This window comes from Luteococcus sediminum (assembly GCF_054783495.1).
On record NZ_BAAGQL010000008.1, the window covers coordinates 146,541 to 163,109 of the forward strand.

General features: G+C 68.8%; 17 protein-coding genes. 7 read left to right on the forward strand and 10 right to left on the reverse strand.

Features of this window, described 5'->3' with window-relative positions; genetic code table 11:
* Positions 1-46 precede the first annotated feature (46 nt).
* Together ACYVKA_RS05645 and argE are read right to left on the reverse strand one after the other, a co-directional pair.
* Positions 47-1,525 carry an APC family permease gene (locus ACYVKA_RS05645; protein WP_460703705.1) on the reverse strand — a complete coding sequence of 493 codons (1,479 nt, stop codon included), beginning with the start codon at positions 1,523-1,525 and terminating at the stop codon, positions 47-49.
* 53 nt (positions 1,526-1,578) lie between these two features.
* Entirely contained in the window at positions 1,579-2,811 is a 1,233-nt protein-coding gene (argE, locus tag ACYVKA_RS05650; protein ID WP_460703707.1) for an acetylornithine deacetylase, read from the reverse strand.
* A 149-nt stretch (positions 2,812-2,960) separates the two neighbouring features.
* On the opposite strand from argE, the gene ACYVKA_RS05655 reads away from it, so the two are divergent.
* From ACYVKA_RS05655 to ACYVKA_RS05665, 3 genes are read left to right on the forward strand one after another with little or no spacing between them, the layout of a single operon-like run.
* Positions 2,961-3,434: a DUF1707 SHOCT-like domain-containing protein gene (locus ACYVKA_RS05655; RefSeq protein WP_460703709.1), complete on the forward strand. Its 474-nt coding sequence runs from the start codon at positions 2,961-2,963 to the stop codon at positions 3,432-3,434.
* Between the two features lies 1 nt (position 3,435).
* On the forward strand, positions 3,436-4,245 hold the full coding sequence (locus ACYVKA_RS05660; protein ID WP_460703711.1) for a hypothetical protein: 810 nt from the start codon (positions 3,436-3,438) through the stop codon (positions 4,243-4,245).
* A complete protein-coding gene (locus tag ACYVKA_RS05665; RefSeq protein ID WP_460703713.1) occupies positions 4,238-4,585 on the forward strand; it encodes a metallopeptidase family protein in 348 nt (115 codons plus the stop codon). Before ACYVKA_RS05660 ends, ACYVKA_RS05665 begins: the two co-directional genes overlap by 8 nt.
* A 117-nt stretch (positions 4,586-4,702) precedes the next feature.
* Here ACYVKA_RS05665 and ACYVKA_RS05670 read toward each other — a convergent pair whose 3' ends face one another.
* Positions 4,703-5,380 carry an Rv0909 family putative TA system antitoxin gene (locus ACYVKA_RS05670; RefSeq protein ID WP_460703715.1) on the reverse strand — a complete coding sequence of 226 codons (678 nt, stop codon included), beginning with the start codon at positions 5,378-5,380 and terminating at the stop codon, positions 4,703-4,705.
* A gap of 194 nt (positions 5,381-5,574) precedes the next feature.
* Between ACYVKA_RS05670 and ACYVKA_RS05675 the strand changes: the two genes are divergently transcribed.
* Entirely contained in the window at positions 5,575-7,365 is a 1,791-nt protein-coding gene (locus ACYVKA_RS05675; protein ID WP_460703717.1) for a glycoside hydrolase family 13 protein, read from the forward strand.
* Here the strand turns inward: ACYVKA_RS05675 and ACYVKA_RS05680 are convergent.
* The 3 genes from ACYVKA_RS05680 to ACYVKA_RS05690 form a co-directional block, all read right to left on the reverse strand.
* The gene (locus ACYVKA_RS05680; RefSeq protein WP_394276796.1) at positions 7,352-7,621 is read right to left on the reverse strand and encodes an acylphosphatase; all 270 of its coding nucleotides are present in this window, start codon (positions 7,619-7,621) and stop codon (positions 7,352-7,354) included. The two genes, ACYVKA_RS05675 and ACYVKA_RS05680, sit on opposite strands and share 14 nt — an antisense overlap.
* Positions 7,618-8,067 (reverse strand): hypothetical protein, encoded by a 450-nt coding sequence (locus tag ACYVKA_RS05685; protein ID WP_460703719.1) that lies wholly within the window; start codon positions 8,065-8,067, stop codon positions 7,618-7,620. The genes ACYVKA_RS05680 and ACYVKA_RS05685 overlap by 4 nt, the downstream gene beginning before the upstream one ends.
* 414 nt (positions 8,068-8,481) lie before the next feature.
* Positions 8,482-9,030: a YceI family protein gene (locus ACYVKA_RS05690; protein WP_460703721.1), complete on the reverse strand. Its 549-nt coding sequence runs from the start codon at positions 9,028-9,030 to the stop codon at positions 8,482-8,484.
* Between the two features lie 331 nt (positions 9,031-9,361).
* Between ACYVKA_RS05690 and ACYVKA_RS05695 the strand changes: the two genes are divergently transcribed.
* The 3 genes from ACYVKA_RS05695 (at position 9,362) to ACYVKA_RS05705 (ending at position 12,680) form a co-directional block, all read left to right on the forward strand.
* Complete coding sequence (locus ACYVKA_RS05695; RefSeq protein ID WP_460703723.1) at positions 9,362-10,576, forward strand: S8 family peptidase; 1,215 nt, start codon at positions 9,362-9,364, stop codon at positions 10,574-10,576.
* 159 nt (positions 10,577-10,735) lie between these two features.
* Positions 10,736-12,016, forward strand: a complete 1,281-nt coding sequence (locus tag ACYVKA_RS05700) for a citrate synthase (protein WP_394276801.1) — start codon at positions 10,736-10,738, stop codon at positions 12,014-12,016.
* Positions 12,017-12,134: 118 nt separating this feature from the next.
* Positions 12,135-12,680 (forward strand): hypothetical protein, encoded by a 546-nt coding sequence (locus ACYVKA_RS05705; RefSeq protein ID WP_460703725.1) that lies wholly within the window; start codon positions 12,135-12,137, stop codon positions 12,678-12,680.
* A gap of 76 nt (positions 12,681-12,756) precedes the next feature.
* Here ACYVKA_RS05705 and ACYVKA_RS05710 read toward each other — a convergent pair whose 3' ends face one another.
* The 4 genes from ACYVKA_RS05710 to ACYVKA_RS05725 all read right to left on the reverse strand — a co-directional run.
* On the reverse strand, positions 12,757-14,490 hold the full coding sequence (locus ACYVKA_RS05710; protein ID WP_460703727.1) for a fumarate hydratase: 1,734 nt from the start codon (positions 14,488-14,490) through the stop codon (positions 12,757-12,759).
* A gap of 79 nt (positions 14,491-14,569) precedes the next feature.
* Positions 14,570-15,130, reverse strand: coding sequence for a hypothetical protein (locus tag ACYVKA_RS05715; protein ID WP_460703729.1), 561 nt, complete (start codon positions 15,128-15,130; stop codon positions 14,570-14,572).
* 142 nt (positions 15,131-15,272) lie between these two features.
* Positions 15,273-16,049: a type 1 glutamine amidotransferase domain-containing protein gene (locus ACYVKA_RS05720; protein ID WP_460703731.1), complete on the reverse strand. Its 777-nt coding sequence runs from the start codon at positions 16,047-16,049 to the stop codon at positions 15,273-15,275.
* A gap of 159 nt (positions 16,050-16,208) precedes the next feature.
* Positions 16,209-16,569, reverse strand: a 361-nt coding sequence (locus ACYVKA_RS05725; protein WP_460703733.1) for an LPXTG cell wall anchor domain-containing protein, incomplete at its 5' end; no start/stop codon positions are given.

Consider the following 16,569-nt stretch of genomic DNA (forward strand, 5'->3'; position numbering starts at 1 on the left):
CCCGCACCTCGGTGCGGGGCGGCCGTCGCCGTTGCTGCAGTGGTGCTCAGTCCTCGTCGCGGCGACGCAGGACCTCGCGCAGCGGGGGCACCTCGTTGCTGGGGTGCTCCATCTCCCAGTCGATGTCGCCGAGGTGCTCGACGTCGGCGAACTTCGTCTCCTGCTTGTAGACGAACTTGTTGATGGCGAAGGTGATGGCGCCCAGCACGGCGCCAACCAGCAGCAGCCAGGCGGCGACGATGTAGTCGTGGCTGGCGCGGCCGGACAGCGGGCTGGCGAGGAAGAAGGCGGTGAGGGCGCCCAGGATGGCCATGATCGTCGGGGTCTTGAAGTGACCGGTGTCCTTGACGTCCTTGCGCAGCACCAGCACGGCGATGTTGACGATGGTGAACACGCACAGCAGCAGCAGGGCGGTGGTGCCACCCAGGGCGGTGAGGTTGCTGAACCAGACCAGGCCGAGCGCCAGGATGGTGGTGAAGATCACCGCGACCCAGGGGGTGCGGCCCTTGGCGCTCACCTTGCCCAGCGAGCGGGGCAGCACGCCCTCGTGGGCCAGGCCGTAGAGCAGGCGCGAGGCCATCAGCATGTTGAGCAGGGCGGTGTTGGAGACGGCGAACATCGTGATGCCGGCGAAGATGCCGGTCGGGAAGTTCGGGGCGCCGACCTGCAGCACCTGGAGCAGCGGCGTGGTGCCCTCACCGAGCTTGCTCGGGGCGACCAGCGAGACCGAGGTGATGGCGATCAGGACGTAGATGACGCCGGTCAGGCCCAGGCCCAGCAGCAAGATCTTCGGGAAGGTGCGCACCGGGTCCTTGGTCTCCTCGGCCATGTTCACGGCGTCCTCGAAGCCGACCATGGCGAAGAAGGCCAGGGCGGTGGCGGCGGTCACGGCGCTGAAGGCGGTCTTGCCCTCGGCGACGTTGACCTGGGTCAGGCGGCTGAAGTCGGCGCTGCCCTGGGTCATTGCCCAGATGCCGACGAAGATGACGATCAGCAGGCCGGACAGCTCGATGCAGGTGAGCACAACGTTGAGCTTCACCGACTCGGAGACGCCGCGCAGGTTGATCAGGGCGACCAGGATGAGGAAGCCGCCGGCGATCATCTTGAGGCCCATGCCGTGTTCGTCGAAGTCCCAGCCGAACATGGCGGCCATGTTGCCGGCGAAGGCCTTGGAGGCCGACGCCGAGGAGGTCAGGCCGGAGCACATGACGGTGAAGGCGACGATGAAGGTGAAGAAGTGGCTCTTGAACGCACGCTGCGTGTACAAGGCGGCACCCGCGGCCTGCGGGTACTTGGTGACGAGTTCGAGGTAGCTGAAGGCCGTCAGCAGGGCGACGAGGAAGGCGGCGAGGAAGGGCAGCCAGACGATGCCGCCCACCTGTGCGGCAACCTTGCCGGTGAGTGCGTAGACGCCGGTGCCCAGGATGTCGCCGACGATGAACAGCAGCAGCAGTCCGGGTCCAAGCACGCGCTTGAGGGAGGGCTCGGAGCCGCGTCCCTGCTCGGTGGTGTCGTTGGTGGTCATGCGCAAAGCTTCAGGGCTGGATACCCTCCCTGTCCAGCACCTGGAGCTTCCGATCAGGTCCGGGTTCTGGCGCCGAGTACCTCCACCAGGCGCCCGAGGTAGGCCTCACAAGCGGTGATCTGGTCCAGGGCGAGGAACTCGTCGGCCTTGTGGGCCTGGGCGATGTCACCGGGGCCGCAGACCACCGCGGGGATGCCACCGCGCCCGAACTGGCCCGCCTCGGTGGCATAGGCCTCCTTGTCCTCGCTCGGCAGGCCCCCGAGCTGTTCGGCCAGCTCAACCACCCAGGCGTCGGCGGGGGTGTCCAGGGCCGGGGCCTGGGCGTCGACGACCACCTCGACGTCGGCGGCGGGGTTCTCGGCCTTCATGCGGCTGCGCAGCTGGTCGCAGAAGTCGTGCAGCTCGGCGACCAGCTGGTCGAGGTCATTGCCGGGCACGGTGCGGCACTCGAGCACCAGCTGGGCCCGGCCGGGGACGATGTTGCCGGCGGTGCCGCCGGTGAACTGGTTGACCCCGCCGGTGGAGTGGCTGATCGGGTAGGCCTCGTCGAAGGGGCCGTGCTGCTTCCATCCCTCTGCCACCTGGTTCCACCAGGCCACCAGTTCGGCGCCGTAGTGGATGGCGTTGACGCCGTGGGTGGTCAGCGAGCTGTGCGATTCGACGCCGGTGAAGGTGACGGTGACGTAGCAGACGGACTTGTGGGCGCGCACGATGCGCATGCTGGTGGGCTCCCCGACCAGGGCGGCGCGAGGTGCCAGCCCGAGCTGGTTGATCTGCTCGACGATCGCGTCGCCGCCGCGACAGCCGACCTCCTCGTCGTAGCTGAGGGCGTAGTGGATCGGTTCGGCGAGCTCGGCGTCCACGAAGCTGGGCAGCAGGTGCAGGGCGATGCCGAGGTAGCCCTTCATGTCGGCGGTGCCGCGGCCGTACAGCAGGCCCTCGCGCACCTCGGGCTCGAAGGGCTCGCTCGACCACGGTTGGCCGTCGACGGGCACGACGTCGGTGTGCCCGCTGATCACGACGCCGCCGCGGGTGGAGCCGTCGGCGGCGGGCACGGTGGCCACCAGCCCCTTCTTGAGCCCGTCGGGAGAGTCGAACAGGTGGGGCTCGATGCCGTGGCGGCGGAACTCCTCGGCCACCAGGTCGATGACGCCCTGGTTGCTGCCGCGGCTGGTGGAGTCGACGCGGCACAGCCGGCTGATCCACTCCAGGCTGGCCGGGCTGGCAGGCTGGGCGGGGCTGGCAGGCTGGGCGGGGCTGGCGGTCTGGCGCTGCTCGGGGCTCATGGCTCCCATTGTGCCGTGCAGCGCTGTTTCCCGGACCTCTCGCCCGCCATCGTCCACAGCCTCCGCGCTTGTCCACAGGTGGACCTCGTTCTCCACAGCCCCGGGGATCCGTCCCGAGGGGTGGTCCTGTGTGCGGCATGATGGACAGCGTGAGTGAACCGTCCCCCCTGCGCATCGGGGATGCCGAGCGTGACGACGCCGCCGAGCTGCTGCGCGAACACCTGTCCGCAGGTCGCCTGCGGCTGGACGAGTTCGACGAGCGCCTCGGCCAGGCGCTGGCCGCGCGCACCCAGCCGGAGCTGGACGTACTGTTCACCGACCTGCCCGGGCGACGCCCCGGTCGGTCCTCGGCACCGGCCATCCCCACCCTTGATCCCATCGGCGCCGCCACCAAGAAGGTCCCCTCGCCAACCGGCGAGCAACCTGCCCCGGCGCAGGAGCGGCCGTGGTGGACCAGCTTCTGGATCTTTCCGGCCGCCATCGCGCTGGCGGCGGTGACCAGCGGCCGGATGGGGCCCCTGGTGGCACTGGCCGCCGTGTGGGTCTTCTGGCTGGGACCCACCATCGCGGCCGGCACGCAGTCCCGACAGCTGCCCGACCAGCAGCGCCGGGAACTGGACTGACATGGAGCTCCCCGAGCAGGTGCAGGCCATCTGCGAATCCTTCACCCACGCCCTCAACCACAGCGCCGAGGGCCTCCTGGAAGGTCTCTACCTGCGGGGATCGCTGTGTTGGGGGGAGTTCTTCACCAGCTCCGATGTGGACTACACCGCCGTGCTCTCGCGCCGTCCCCAGGCCGATGACCTGCGCGCCCTGGAGGCGGCCCACGCCCAGGTCTGGCTCGACTTCACCGACCACGACTTCGACGGCCACCACGTCGTCATCGAGGACCTGCAGCGCCCCGCGGACCAGTGCCCGCCGGTGCCGTGCACCCATGCCGGGAGCTTCGAGCCCGAGGGCCGCACCGACCTGAACCCGGTGGCCTGGCACGAGCTGGCCACCCGCGCCATCCGCGTCACCGGCCGCGACCCACGGGTGCTCGGCATCCACTCCCCGCACGAGGAGCTGGTGGCCTACTCCCGGGAGAACCTGGCCGCCTACTGGGCGCGCACCGCCCGCGAGCTGAAACTGGGCTGGCTGGTGATCGGCCGCCATGACGATGCCGTGGCCTGGTCGGCGCTGGGCGTGGCCCGCTTGCACCACCTGCTCGCCACCGGCGAGATGACCTCCAAGTCCGGGGCCGGGCGTTATGTGCAGACCACCCTTGACGAGCGCTGGCACAAGCTCGCTGCGGAGGCGCTGCGGATCCGCGAGGACCCGTCGGCCAGCAGCCACTACGGCTCGCTGTCCGAACGGGGCAAGGACCTGCGAGACTTCGTCGCCTGGGCCGTCGCGGACGGCGAGGCCCGGGCGCAGGAGGCACGGCATGGTTGAGATGGGCCCCGACGAGTTCGAGGAGCTGACCGCCGAGGCGCTGGAGGAGATCCCCGACCAGCTGATGGAGCTCGTCGACAACTGCCTGCTGATCATCGAGGACGCCAACGAGCAGGACCCGACGATCCTGGGCCTGTACGAGGGTATCCCGCTGACCGAACGGGGCCACTCCTACTCGGCAGTGCTGCCCGACCGCATCTTCATCTACCGCCTGCCCACGCTGCGCATGTGCCAGACCCGCGAACAGGTGGCCGACGAGGTGCTCACCACGGTCGTGCACGAAGTGGCCCACTTCTTCGGCATCGAGGACGGGCGTCTGCACGAGCTGGGCTGGGGTTGAGCTGGCGAGTGAGCGCCGCCCGTGACGGTGCGCTCGACGCGTGGCGCACGGTGTGGAAGGCACTGGTGGCCCAGCTCGTCTGAGCTGGGCCACCAGGGACTCTCACGTCATCGGCCGTCAGAAGCGGTTGTCGCCCTCGGCCTTGGTCTCGACGGTGTCCTCGGTCTTCACGGCCCCGTAGAAGCCGCGGTCCTCGTCATCATTGGTCTCGGCGGCACGGCCGGGCTTCACCTCGGCCTCGGAGGAGTTGCCCGACTGCTCGGCGCGGGCGGCCTGACGCTCGATCAGGTCCTCGGCGACGGTCCCGGCGTCGATGTCGGAGCCCTGCTTGGCGGCCTGGTCGGCCTCGGTGCGCACGGCAGTTCCGGGCGTCACGGTCGACCCGCTCCTGGTCTCGGCCTTGTCGAGGACCGAGGCGATGACCTGCTTGATCTTGCTGACGACGCCGGTGGCCTTGCCCTGGGTCTTGGCGTCGATCAGCTCGGCGGCCTTGTCGACGGTGCTGTCGATCTTGGCGCGGTTCTTGTGCACCGCCTCGCTCGCCTTGGCCGCGGCCTCATCGGCGGCCAGGCGAGCCTTGGCGGCGGCCTCCTTGGCCTTCTCCTGGGCCTGGGCGGCCTTGTCGCTGTTGGCACCCTCGTTCAGCTTGGCCTTGGCCTGCTCGGTGCGCTCGGCGGCCTTGGCCTTGGCGGCATCGGCCTGCTCCTTGGCCCTGGCGGCGGCCTCGGCGACCTTGGCCTTGGCCTGCTCGGCGTCGAAGTTCTTCTCGGTGCTGAAGTTCTGCTCGTTCGTCATCATCGCTCCTGATCTCGTCAGTGGGGGTCCTTGCTGGTTGGACCGCGACGGTGCATGTGGTCCTGCCCCGCCACGTGACCCGGGGCCTTCGGTTCCACGGTATTCGTGTCACCTCGTCGAGGGCCAGCCTTCCACCGACGCTGTGGGCGAACACTACTCCCACAAGCAGTGACATCGGGTGACAGGATGGGTGCATGAGCATCCCAGAGCGCTGGCGCGAGGCCGTCGTGCTGCAGGTCTATCCCCGCAGCTTCGCCGATTCCGACTCCGACGGGATCGGTGACCTGCCGGGCATCACCTCCCGCGCCGACCACCTGGCCTGGCTGGGCATCGACGCGGTCTGGCTCAGCCCCTTCTACCCTTCGGAGCTGGCCGACGGTGGCTATGACGTCGACGACCACCGCGCCGTCGACCACCGACTGGGCACCCTGGACGACTTCGACGAGATGGTCGCGGCGTTGCACGAGCGCCAGATCATGGTGATCGTCGACCTGGTGCCCAACCACACCTCGCACCGCCATGCCTGGTTCCAGCAGGCGCTGGCCGCCGGCCCCGGCTCCCCGGAGCGCGCCCGCTACGTCTTCCGCGACGGGGCCAACTGCGGCGGCGAGCCCCCGAACGACTGGCAGAGCCTGTTCGGCGGCTCGGCCTGGGAGCCGGTGGGCGACGGCCAGTGGTACCTGCACCTGTTCGCCGCCGAGCAGCCAGACCTGGACTGGGGCAATCCCGAGGTGCGCGAGGACTTCGAGCGGACACTGCGCTTCTGGGCCGACCGCGGTGTCGACGGTTTCCGCGTCGATGTCGCCCACTCGCTGGTCAAGGACCTCTCGGAGCCCTGGGAGCCGTGGGCCACGGTGCAGCATTTCGCCCGGCCCGACGGCTCGCACCCCTGGTTCGACCGCGAAGAACTCATGGAGGTCTACCGCGGCTGGCGGCGCGTCTTCGACTCCTATGACCCGCCCCGTTTCGCCGTGGCGGAAGCGGCCGTACTGCCCGAGCGTCGCTCCCGCTATGCCAGCCCCGAGACGCTGGGCCAGGCCTTCAACTTCTCGATGCAGGAGGCGGACTGGCGTGCCGACGACGTGCGCGAGGTCATCATGCAGGCCCTCGAGGAGGCGGAGCGCACCGGCGCCAGCACCACCTGGCTGCTGGGCTGCCACGACACACCCCGGGTGGCGAGCCGACTGGGGCTGCCCACCCCGCCCGAGCCGCGGGTCTTCACCGACGAGGCCTTCCCCGAGGAGCCGGCCTTCCGCCACGACACCCAGTGGCTGGCCCGCCAATGGCTGCTGGCCGACGGCGCCCACCCGCTGGTCGACGTCGAGCTGGGCCGGTCCCGCTCCCGTGCCGCCCTCATGGCCGAGCTGGCCCTGCCTGGCTGCACCTACATCTTCCAGGGCGACGAACTGGGCCTGCCCGAGGTGGCCGACCTGCCGCGTGAACTGCTCACCGACCCCTTGGCGACCCGCTCGTCGCGGGAGAAGGGGCGCGACGGTTGCCGGGTTCCCCTGCCGTGGACCCGGGAGCGCAGCGGCTCGCCGAGCTGGGGTGCGGGCGGTTCCAGTTTCGGCTTCGGCGGCGGCGGGGCGCACCTGCCGCAGCCGGAGGTCTTCGGGGAGCTCTCGGTGGAGGCACAGCTGGACGACGAGGACTCGATGCTGCACGTGGTGCGGCGCGCCATCATGCTGCGCTCCCGGCTGCTGCCGCTGGTGTCCGCCGAGCCCTTGCGATGGCTGGCCGGCACCGACGAGTTGTTGCACTGGGCGCGGGGCGGCTGGCACTGCCTGACCAATTTCGGTGACCAGTCGCTGCCGCTGGACGACCCGTCGCTGGAGCGGCTGGGGTTGGGTGGTTGCCAGCTGCTGTTGGGCAGTGCGCCGGTCGAGCTGACCCTGCCGCCGTCGGCGACGGCCTGGTTCGCCACCGAGAAGCTGGCGGCTGCCGTGGCGCACGCAGACCAGGACGCTGGTCTCAGCGGACGGTGAAGCCGGTCAGGCCCTGGTGTGCTCCGGTGGCGACGTGCACCTGGTCGACGCCCGCCCAGCGGGGGCCCTGCCGGCACCACTCGACGAGTCGCTCGACGGCCTGCTGCCCGCCCTCGGCGTGCACCTCGACGGTGCCGTCGGGGCGGTTGCGGACCCAACCGTCGACCCCGAGCTGCTCGGCCTGCTGGGCGCAGCTCCAGCGGTAGCCGACTCCTTGCACCCTCCCTGTCACCACCAGGTCGACGGCGTGGCTCATGGCTTCATCCTTCCGTAGGTGGGGTTGGTGGCAGTGGCCTGTTCCCGGTGGAGTTCCACGACCTCGTGCAGGGCCTTCAGCACATAGGGCGGGTAGTCCATTCCTTGGCGGTCGGCCCACAGCAGGGCCGCCTTGAAGCGGCCGGGCTCCTGCTGCTTGATCGGCTGGATGATGGTCTCGGAGATGGCCCGCTCCCCCAGCGCGTCGAGCTCCTTGGTGAGCGTGGAGTAGGCCAGCACGACCTGGCGTTCGGTGGAGGCCCCGGTGAGGTAGTAGAGCATCCTCGAGACGTCCTGCACCTGGGGGATGTGGGCCAGGGCGCCGAGCACCTTCACCTGCAGGCCCGCCTCGAGGTGGGGGGGCGGTGGTGACCAGGCCGAGGTCTGCCTGGAGCTGGTCGAGGATGGCGCCGTGGGCGAGCTCCTGCGGGCCCCAGACCTCGGCATAGAAGAACTCGTCGACGGTGCTGGGATTGGGCAGGACTGCGAGCAGTTCGAGCAGGTTGCGCTCCACCTCGCGTTCGACATGGGCGAGGTAGTCGAGGGTGCCGGTGAAGCGTTCTCGCATGGCGCGGGGGTTGATGATCGTGCGGTCCACCCCAGCGAGGGCCAGCGGGGGGGGTGCTCGTCGCGCATCCGTTCGACGTGGTCATGGAGGCCCTGGCCGGTGACGCGTGCCATGTCACCATCCTAGGCGGGGCAGCTCGGGTCCAGAGGGCGTCTGACCAGGTGGAAATTCCTGCCTCACCAGCACTGATGGTGCCGTCCGGGCGCGAGCCAGGGGCGCCCACTCCGGGTGGAGTGGACGCCCCTGGCCCGTGCGACCCGTGCACACAGCGTCGCGGCGGTGCCGCGTGGATGTCAGGCCTGCTTGATGGCCGAGATCTCGAACTCGAGGGTGATCTTCTCGCTCACCAGCACGCCGCCGGTGTCGAGGGCCGCATTCCAGGTGAGGTCGAACTCACGACGGTTGACCTCGGTCTTGCCCTCGAAGCCGATGCGCTCGTTGCCGAAGGGGTCGGTGGCGGCACCGGTGAACTCGAAGGGGATCGTGACGCTCTTGGTGACGCTCTTGATGGTCAGGTCACCGGTGATCTCGACGGTGTCGGCGTCGACGACCTGCACCTGGGTGGAGGCGAAGGTGATCTTCGGGAACTTCTCGACCTCGAAGAAGTCGCCGCTGGTGAGGTGGGCATCGCGGTCGGCATTGCGGGTGTCGATGCTGGCGACGTTGATGTCGACGGTCACGCTGCTGGCCGCCGGGTCCTGGCCGTTGACCTGGGCGGTGCCGCTGAAGTCGGTGAAGGAGCCGCGCACCTTGGTGATCATGGCGTGACGGGCCACGAAACCGAGGGTCGAGTGGGTGTTGTCGAGGATGTAGGTGCCCTGGAGGTTCTTCAGGTCAGTCATGTCTTCTCCCTGGATTGCTGCTGTGTGGATTGCTGCTGTGTGGATTGCTGCTGTGTGGATTGCTGCTGTGGCTGGAGCGGTGTGGCCCCGCCCCAGAAGTTCGAGGTGCCGGTCGCCGGGGGGCCGACCAACTGGTTCCCAGCCTAGCCCAGTTTTGGTTGAAATTTCAACCCATCTTCGGGGAGTCAACTCCGAAAGGCATCCCAAGAAGATGAACGCCCTTGCCAGACCGTTCCTGAAGATCCGCGCCACGCCCCCACGTCCCCCTCCACGACGCGGCACGGCCGACCACCTACAGTGACTCCAGACCCACCCGCCCCGAAAGGCTCCCATGACCGCCCAGCAATGCCAGCCCACCCGCCGTGGACCGCTCGGCGCCCTGCTCTGCCTCTCGGTGCTCGGGGCACTCCTGCTCGGCTCCGCGACGCCCCAAGGGGTGCCCGCCGAAGCCGCACCCCGACCCGACACGCGCTGGATCGTGCGCACCACCAGCAATGACAGCCTGGCCCGGGCGCAGACGCGCGCCGCTGCGAGCGACCATCGGATCCACCACCGCTTCACCAGGGTGTTCCCGGGCATGACGGTCACCATGGACGAGGCTTCCGCCGCGAAGCTGCGTGCGCTGCCCGGCGTCGTCTCGGTCACCCCCGACACCCGCATCCACGCCGCGGGCACCCAGAACAACCCGCCCATCGGCCTGGACCGGATCGACCAGGCAAGCCCCCGACCCAGCCGCAGCTTCAGCGCAGTGCACACCGGCGCTGGCGTGACGGCCTATGTGCTCGACTCGGGGCTCAACCTGTCGCACGCCGACTTCACCGGACGCGTCACCCAGGGCCCCAACTACGAGGAGCCCGGCACCCCGCCGACGGACTGCGCCGGTCATGGCACCCACGTCGCCGCCACCCTGGCAGGTACCCGGTTCGGGGTGGCCAAGCAGGCCACCATCGTGCCGGTCAAGGTGCTCGACTGCAGCGGCGGGGGCTTCACCAGCAACATGGTCGCCGCCCTCGACTGGGCTGTGGGAGACCACCGGGCCGGCACCCCCGCCGTGCTCAACATGAGCGTCGGGGGCGCGACGAACAACGAGATGACCGCCGCGGTGAAGGCCGCAGTGGCCGACGGCATCACCGTGGTCGCGGCTGCCGGCAATGCCGAGCAAGGCATGCCAACCGTCGATGCCTGCACCATCAGCCCCGCCAGCACCCCGGAGGCCATCACCGTGGCCAATGCCTCCGTCGACAACCGCCAGGCCGCCGACTCCAACCACGGACGCTGTGTGGACCTCTACGCTCCGGGCGTCGGTATCCGTTCGGCCTGGATCGGCAGCAACAGCGCCACCATGGTGGATTCCGGAACCTCCATGGCGGCCCCACACGTCGCGGGAGCAGCAGCCTTGGTGCTGCAGGCCCGTCCCGCCTGGACCCCGGCGCAGGTGAGCAACCAGTTGCTCACCCAGTCACAGAAGAATGTGGTGATCAAGGCCTCCTCCGGCACCCCCAACCGAATGCTCCAGAGCGTCGGCAGCATCACTCCTGCCCGCTGATCCCGCGGCGGGAGCCGTGGTGGAGACGTATTTCACACCGGCCCCTCTCGCGGTATCGTGTGCCCATCTGCTGGCAACGAGCGCCAGACCGTTCGCCTCACCACCAGCACTTGACCACTCTGTCGAGGCGTTCCGCCTCGGTTCAAGGAGGAACTGCACATGACCAACGCCACCTTCACCGTCGGCGAGAAGTCCGTCGACCTGCCCTTCGTCAAGGCGACGCAGGGCAACGATGGCCACGACATCGTCAAGCTGCTGGCCGGCACCGGCGACACCACCTACGACCAGGGCTTCTCGAGCACCGCCTCGTGCAAGTCGGCGATCACCTTCATCGACGGTGACAAGGGCATCCTGCAGTACCGCGGCTACCCGATCGAGCAGCTGGCCGCGCAGTCCAGCTTCCTCGAGGTCGCCTACCTCGTCATCTACGGTGAGCTCCCCACGGCCGACCAGCTGGCCACCTTCGAGCACCGCATCACCCAGAACATGATCATCGACGAGCGGATGCGCGACTTCTTCCGTTGCTTCCCCCGTCGCAGCCACCCGATGCCCGTGCTCGCCGCCGGCATCATGGGCCTGAGCACCTTCAACTCCGAGACCACCGACCTGACGCCGGAGGCCATCGAGGAGGCGACGATCCGCCTGCTCGCCAAGGTGCCGACGCTGGCCGCCTATGGCTACAAGAACTCCATCGGCAAGCCCACGCTCTACCCCGACTACTCGCTCAGCTACGTCGAGAACTTCGAGCGCATGAGCTTCGGCAGCCCGGCCGAGCCCTACCAGATCGATGACGCCATCACCCGCGCCCTCGAGGTGCTGCTGATCCTGCACGCCGACCACGAGCAGAACTGCTCCACCTCCACCGTGCGCCTGGTCGGCTCCTCGCAGGCCAACATCTACGCCTCGGTCGCCTCCGGCGTGAATGCCCTGTCCGGCCCGCTGCACGGCGGCGCCAACCAGTCCGTGCTGGAGATGCTGCAGCAGATCAAGGACTCGGGCATGAGCGTCCAGGAGTTCGTCACCAAGGTGAAGAACAAGGAGTCCGGCATCAAGCTCATGGGCTTCGGACACCGCATCTACAAGAACTACGACCCGCGCGCCGCGCTGATCAAGAAGCATGCCGACGAGGTGCTCAAGCTCAAGGAGGGTCGCCGCGACCTGCTGGACATTGCCCAGGAGCTCGAGCAGACCGCCCTCGAGGACGACTACTTCCAGTCGCGCAAGCTGTACCCGAATGTGGACTTCTACTCGGGCCTGATCTACGAGGCCATGGGCTTCCCGGTCAACATGTTCACCGTGCTGTTCGCCATCGGCCGCCTGCCCGGCTGGATCGCCCAGTGGCGCGAGCAGCAGGCCGATCCGGCCACGAAGATCGGCCGCCCGCGCCAGGTCTACGTCGGCCAGACCGAGCGCAACTTCGTGCCGATGGACCAGCGCTGACCGGTTCGTCACGCACAGCACTGACAGGGGTCCTGCCTTCGGGCAGGGCCCCTGTCGGTCGTTCTGCCGACGGCGATAGGCCCTTCCCGTGATGGGTGTGGCCTCGCAGACTGGAGCCATGACCCAGTTCACGCAGCAAGAGATCGAGACCATCCGCAACGGTGCCATGGGAGCGATTGCCCTGGTGTCTCAGGCTGAGCCGGGCTTCCTCGCCACCTTCAAGGAGTCGATGGCCGCCTCCAATGCTCTGGCCGGGGCCCCCGAGGAGTTCATCCAGGTGATGAAGAGCGGCATCTCGCTGCCGCCCGCCGCCGGCAACAGGGCCGAGATGGAGGACAGGCTCATCGAGAACCTGCGCCAGGCCGTCGGAGCCGCCAGCAAGGACCCAGCCACCCTGGACGCGCTCAAGAACTACGTGAGCGCCGCAACCCAGCAGGTGGCCGAGGCCGCCAAGGGAGTCTCCCCGGGGGAGTCCGCCATGATGGAGCGCATCCACGGCGTGCTGCAGCAGGACCCGGCCGAGGCCGGGGTCGTCGCCGGCGGGGGGCTCGGCAGCCCCGAGCACGCCGCCGCACCGCAGGCGACCGCCGCCGAGGCGCAGCAGTCGACGCCTCCCACCACGCAGCCCGGCCAGCCCCTGCAGCAGGACCATCCGCAGGCCTGATCCACACCGCACCTGAGCCACGACACACGGGAGGGCCCGGTCCATCTGGACCGGGCCCTCCCGCCGCGTGTGGGGACTACTTCTTGTTGCCCTCGGTGTCACCGGCGGAGTCGATGTCGGGACGGGTGGTGATGGTGCTCACCAGGGGCTTGTTGACCTCGGCGAAGAAGTCATTGCCCTTGTCGTCGACGACGATGAAGGCCGGGAAGTCCTCAACCTCGATGCGCCAGACGGCCTCCATGCCCAGCTCGGGGTACTCCAGCACCTCGACCTTCTTGATGCAGTCCTGGGCCAGACGGGCGGCGGGGCCGCCGATGGAGCCCAGGTAGAAGCCGCCGTGCTTGTGGCAGGCGTCGGTGACCTGCTGCGAGCGGTTGCCCTTGGCCAGCATCACCATGGAGCCCCCGGCGGCCTGGAACTGGTCGACATAGGAGTCCATGCGGCCCGCGGTCGTGGGGCCGAAGGAGCCCGAGGCCATGCCGTCGGGGGTCTTCGCCGGGCCGGCGTAGTAGACCGGGTGGTCCTTCAGGTACTGCGGCATCTCCTCGCCGGCATCAAGACGCTCGCGAATCTTGGCGTGGGCGATGTCACGCGCCACCACCAGGGTGCCGGTGAGGCTCAGGCGGGTCTTGACCGGATGCTTGCTCAGCTCGGCCAGGATCTCGGGCATCGGCTTGTTGAGGTCGATCTTGACCGCCGCGCCCTTGCCGGTACCGGAGATCCCGTCGCTCTCGGCCTCCAGATCGGCGGGGACGGTGTCCGGCAGGTACTTCGCCGGCTCGAACTCGAGCTGCTCGATGAAGACGCCCTCGGGGGTGATCTTGGCCTTGCACTGACGGTCGGCCGAGCAGGAGACGGCCATCGCGACGGGCAGCGAGGCGCCGTGGCGGGGCAGGCGGATCACACGCACGTCGTGGCAGAAGTACTTGCCACCGAACTGGGCACCGATGCCGAGCTTGCGGGTGAGCTCCAGCACCTGCTCCTCGAGCTCGTGGTCACGGAAGCCGTGCCCGGTGATGTCACCGTGGTCGGGCAGGGCGTCCAGGTACTTGGCCGATGCGTACTTGGCGGTGCGCAGCGAGGCCTCGGCGGAGGTGCCGCCGACGACGATGGCCAAGTGGTAGGGCGGGCAGGCGGCGGTGCCCAGGCTGCGGATCTTCTCCTCGAGGAACTTCATCATCGAGTCGGGATTCAGGATGGCCTTGGTCTCCTGGTACAGGTAGCTCTTGTTGGCCGAGCCGCCACCCTTGGCCATGAACAGGAAGCCGTACTCGTCCTCATGGCCGGGGTGGGTCTCGGCCTCGATGTCGATCTGCGCCGGCAGGTTGTTGCCGGTGTTCTTCTCCTCCCACATGCTGATGGGGGCATTCTGCGAGTAGCGCAGGTTGAGCTTGGTGTAGGCGTTGTAGATGCCCAGGCTCAGGGCCTTCTCGTCGGGCCCCTCGGTGAGCACGTGCTGGCCGCGGTGGCCGGAGACGATCGCGGTGCCGGTGTCCTGACACATGGGCAGCACGCCACCAGCGGCGATGTTGGCATTCTTCAACAGGTCGAGCGCGACGAACTTGTCATTGGGGCTGGCCTCCGGATCGTCCATGATCTTCTTCAACTGGGCCAGGTGTGCGGGGCGCAGGTAGTGCGCAATGTCGTGCATGGCGGTCTCGGCCAGCAGGGTGAGGGCCTCGGGCGCCACCTCGAGGAACTTTCGGCCACCGGGGCCTTCGACAACGCTGACACCCTCGGTGGTCAGCAGGCGGTAGGGGGTTTCATCCTTGCCGAGCGGCAGCATGTCCTCGTAGGCGAACTCAGCCATCATCACTCCTTCGTAGCGGGGCTGGGTCCATTCTTTCATGCTGAGGTCTCCCCGACCGGTGCGGGTGGCGCCAAGCGCCTCAGCTCATGAAGATGACCAGGATCACGAAGAGGAAGCCCGCGATCCCCTGGAGGATCTTCATGGGATCGCTGAGTTCGGAACGTGCTGGGCGGCGATCCATCACCTCCTCGCCGTCCGGGTCGTCCTCGAAGGAGATGGTGGCAGGTTCGCCTCGCACAGGGGCAGGCGGACGCCACGCTGAGGGCTCCGGCGCTTCGAAGGACGGGTGAGCCTGCGGTTCGGGGTGGATCTGGTCGGGCCCGAGTGCCTCGCCCCCCTCCGAGAGTTCCCAGGGCAGCAGGTCGTCCAGTGGCACCTCACGGTCCAGCAGTCCACCCGGCAGCTCCTGCGACGGGGTGGACTCCGCAGGGTCCGCGTTGTCCGGACCGGACCCGACGGCCCACGCATGCTCCACACCGCGAAGGGAGGGGTCCTCGATGGTGCTCACGGTGCGCAGCGAGATCATGGTGCTCGGCTCGCTCCACGGACGAGTGGCGAGGGTCGCGCTGGGAGTGGTGAAGCTCCAGTGCTCCAGCCCAGCCTCGACACGCGCCCGCGCGTCCTGTTCCCGCTGTGTCATCGCCCTCCCGTCCGTCAGTGGTCGATCGGTCCCATCGTGGCATGTCACGGGTCACCACATCCCGGAGGGTACCCACACGCAGGTGCCCCGCGTCGGACGGCTCCGACGCGGGGCACCTGCTGGCGAATGTGGGGTGGGCCGGTCACTCGCTGGCCGGCTTCTCCTTCTCGGTCTCGGCGGCCTCCTTCTCCGCATCCTTCTCGGCGCGCAGCTCCTCGGCCGCGGCCTCCTCCTCGGCCTTCTCCTCGCGCACGAGGGTGGTCAGGATCTTGACCACCTCCTTGGCGACCCCTGCGGCGGAGGCGGGATTCTGGCCAGTGACCAACAGGCCGTCGACCACCACATTCTCGGCCCAGTTCTCGGCGGGCACCAATGTGGCGCCCTGGGCCTCCAGCTCACTGGAGAGTAGGAAGGGCACCTGCGCGGTCTTGCCCAGCTCGGCCTCCTCGTCATCGGTGAAAGCGGCCACCTTGCGACCCTCGACGATGCGCAGGCCGTTGGCCAGTTCGACATCGAGCAGACCCGACGGGCCGTGGCAGACGGCGGAGACGACGGCTCCAGTGTCGGCCAAGGTCTTCACCAGGCGGGCGAGGTGCTCGTTGCCCCGGAAGTCCACCATGGTGCCGTGGCCGCCCACCAGGTAGATGGCGTCGTACTGGTCGGCCTCGACGAATTCCACCTTGGCGGTGTTGGCCAGCCCGGCCTGCACCGTGGCATCGGACTCGAACTCGTCGGTGATCTCGTCGCGCTCGCTGTTCGGGTCGACGGGCGGGGTGCCTCCGGCAATGGAGGCGAAGTCGACGACGTGGCCGGCGTCGCGGAAGATCTTCCACGGGTGCGCGGCTTCGCTGAGGGTGTAGCCGGTGGGCTCGCCGGCGATCTCGTCAGCGCTGGTCAGGACAAGCAGTACCTTCTTCATCAGTCCAGACAAGCGCCTCCACCGTCCCGGTGTCCAGCAAGTACGCGGGAAGTGAACTGGCGAACGCATCCGGACGGGTCGAGGGCCCGACGCCGTGTGGTGTCGGGCCCTCTTCCGGATTGCTGACCGTCAGGACGGTCGTTCAGTACTGCGACTGCGTCACTTCTTGCGACGGCCCGCGAAGGAACCGGCGAAGGCGATCGCGCACACGCCGGCGCCAGCCAGCAGCGGCGAGAAGCCGCCCTGGTCACCGGTGCGAGGCAGGGCCACCGGGCGCTTGAGCTCGACGACCGGAGCCTCGGGGGTGGGAGCCAGCGGCAGATCGACCGGGGTGCCTTCGGCAGGAGTCTCCGGGACGACGACGACGATGGTGACCTCTTCCTCACCCTCGGGGGTCTGCGGCAGGGGCAGCTCGGGAACCGGCGTCTCGGCCGGGGTGCTGGGCTCGGGGGTCACCACGGGCTTGCTGGGCTCGGGGGTCACCACGGGCTTGCTGGGCTCGGGGGTCACCACGGGCTTG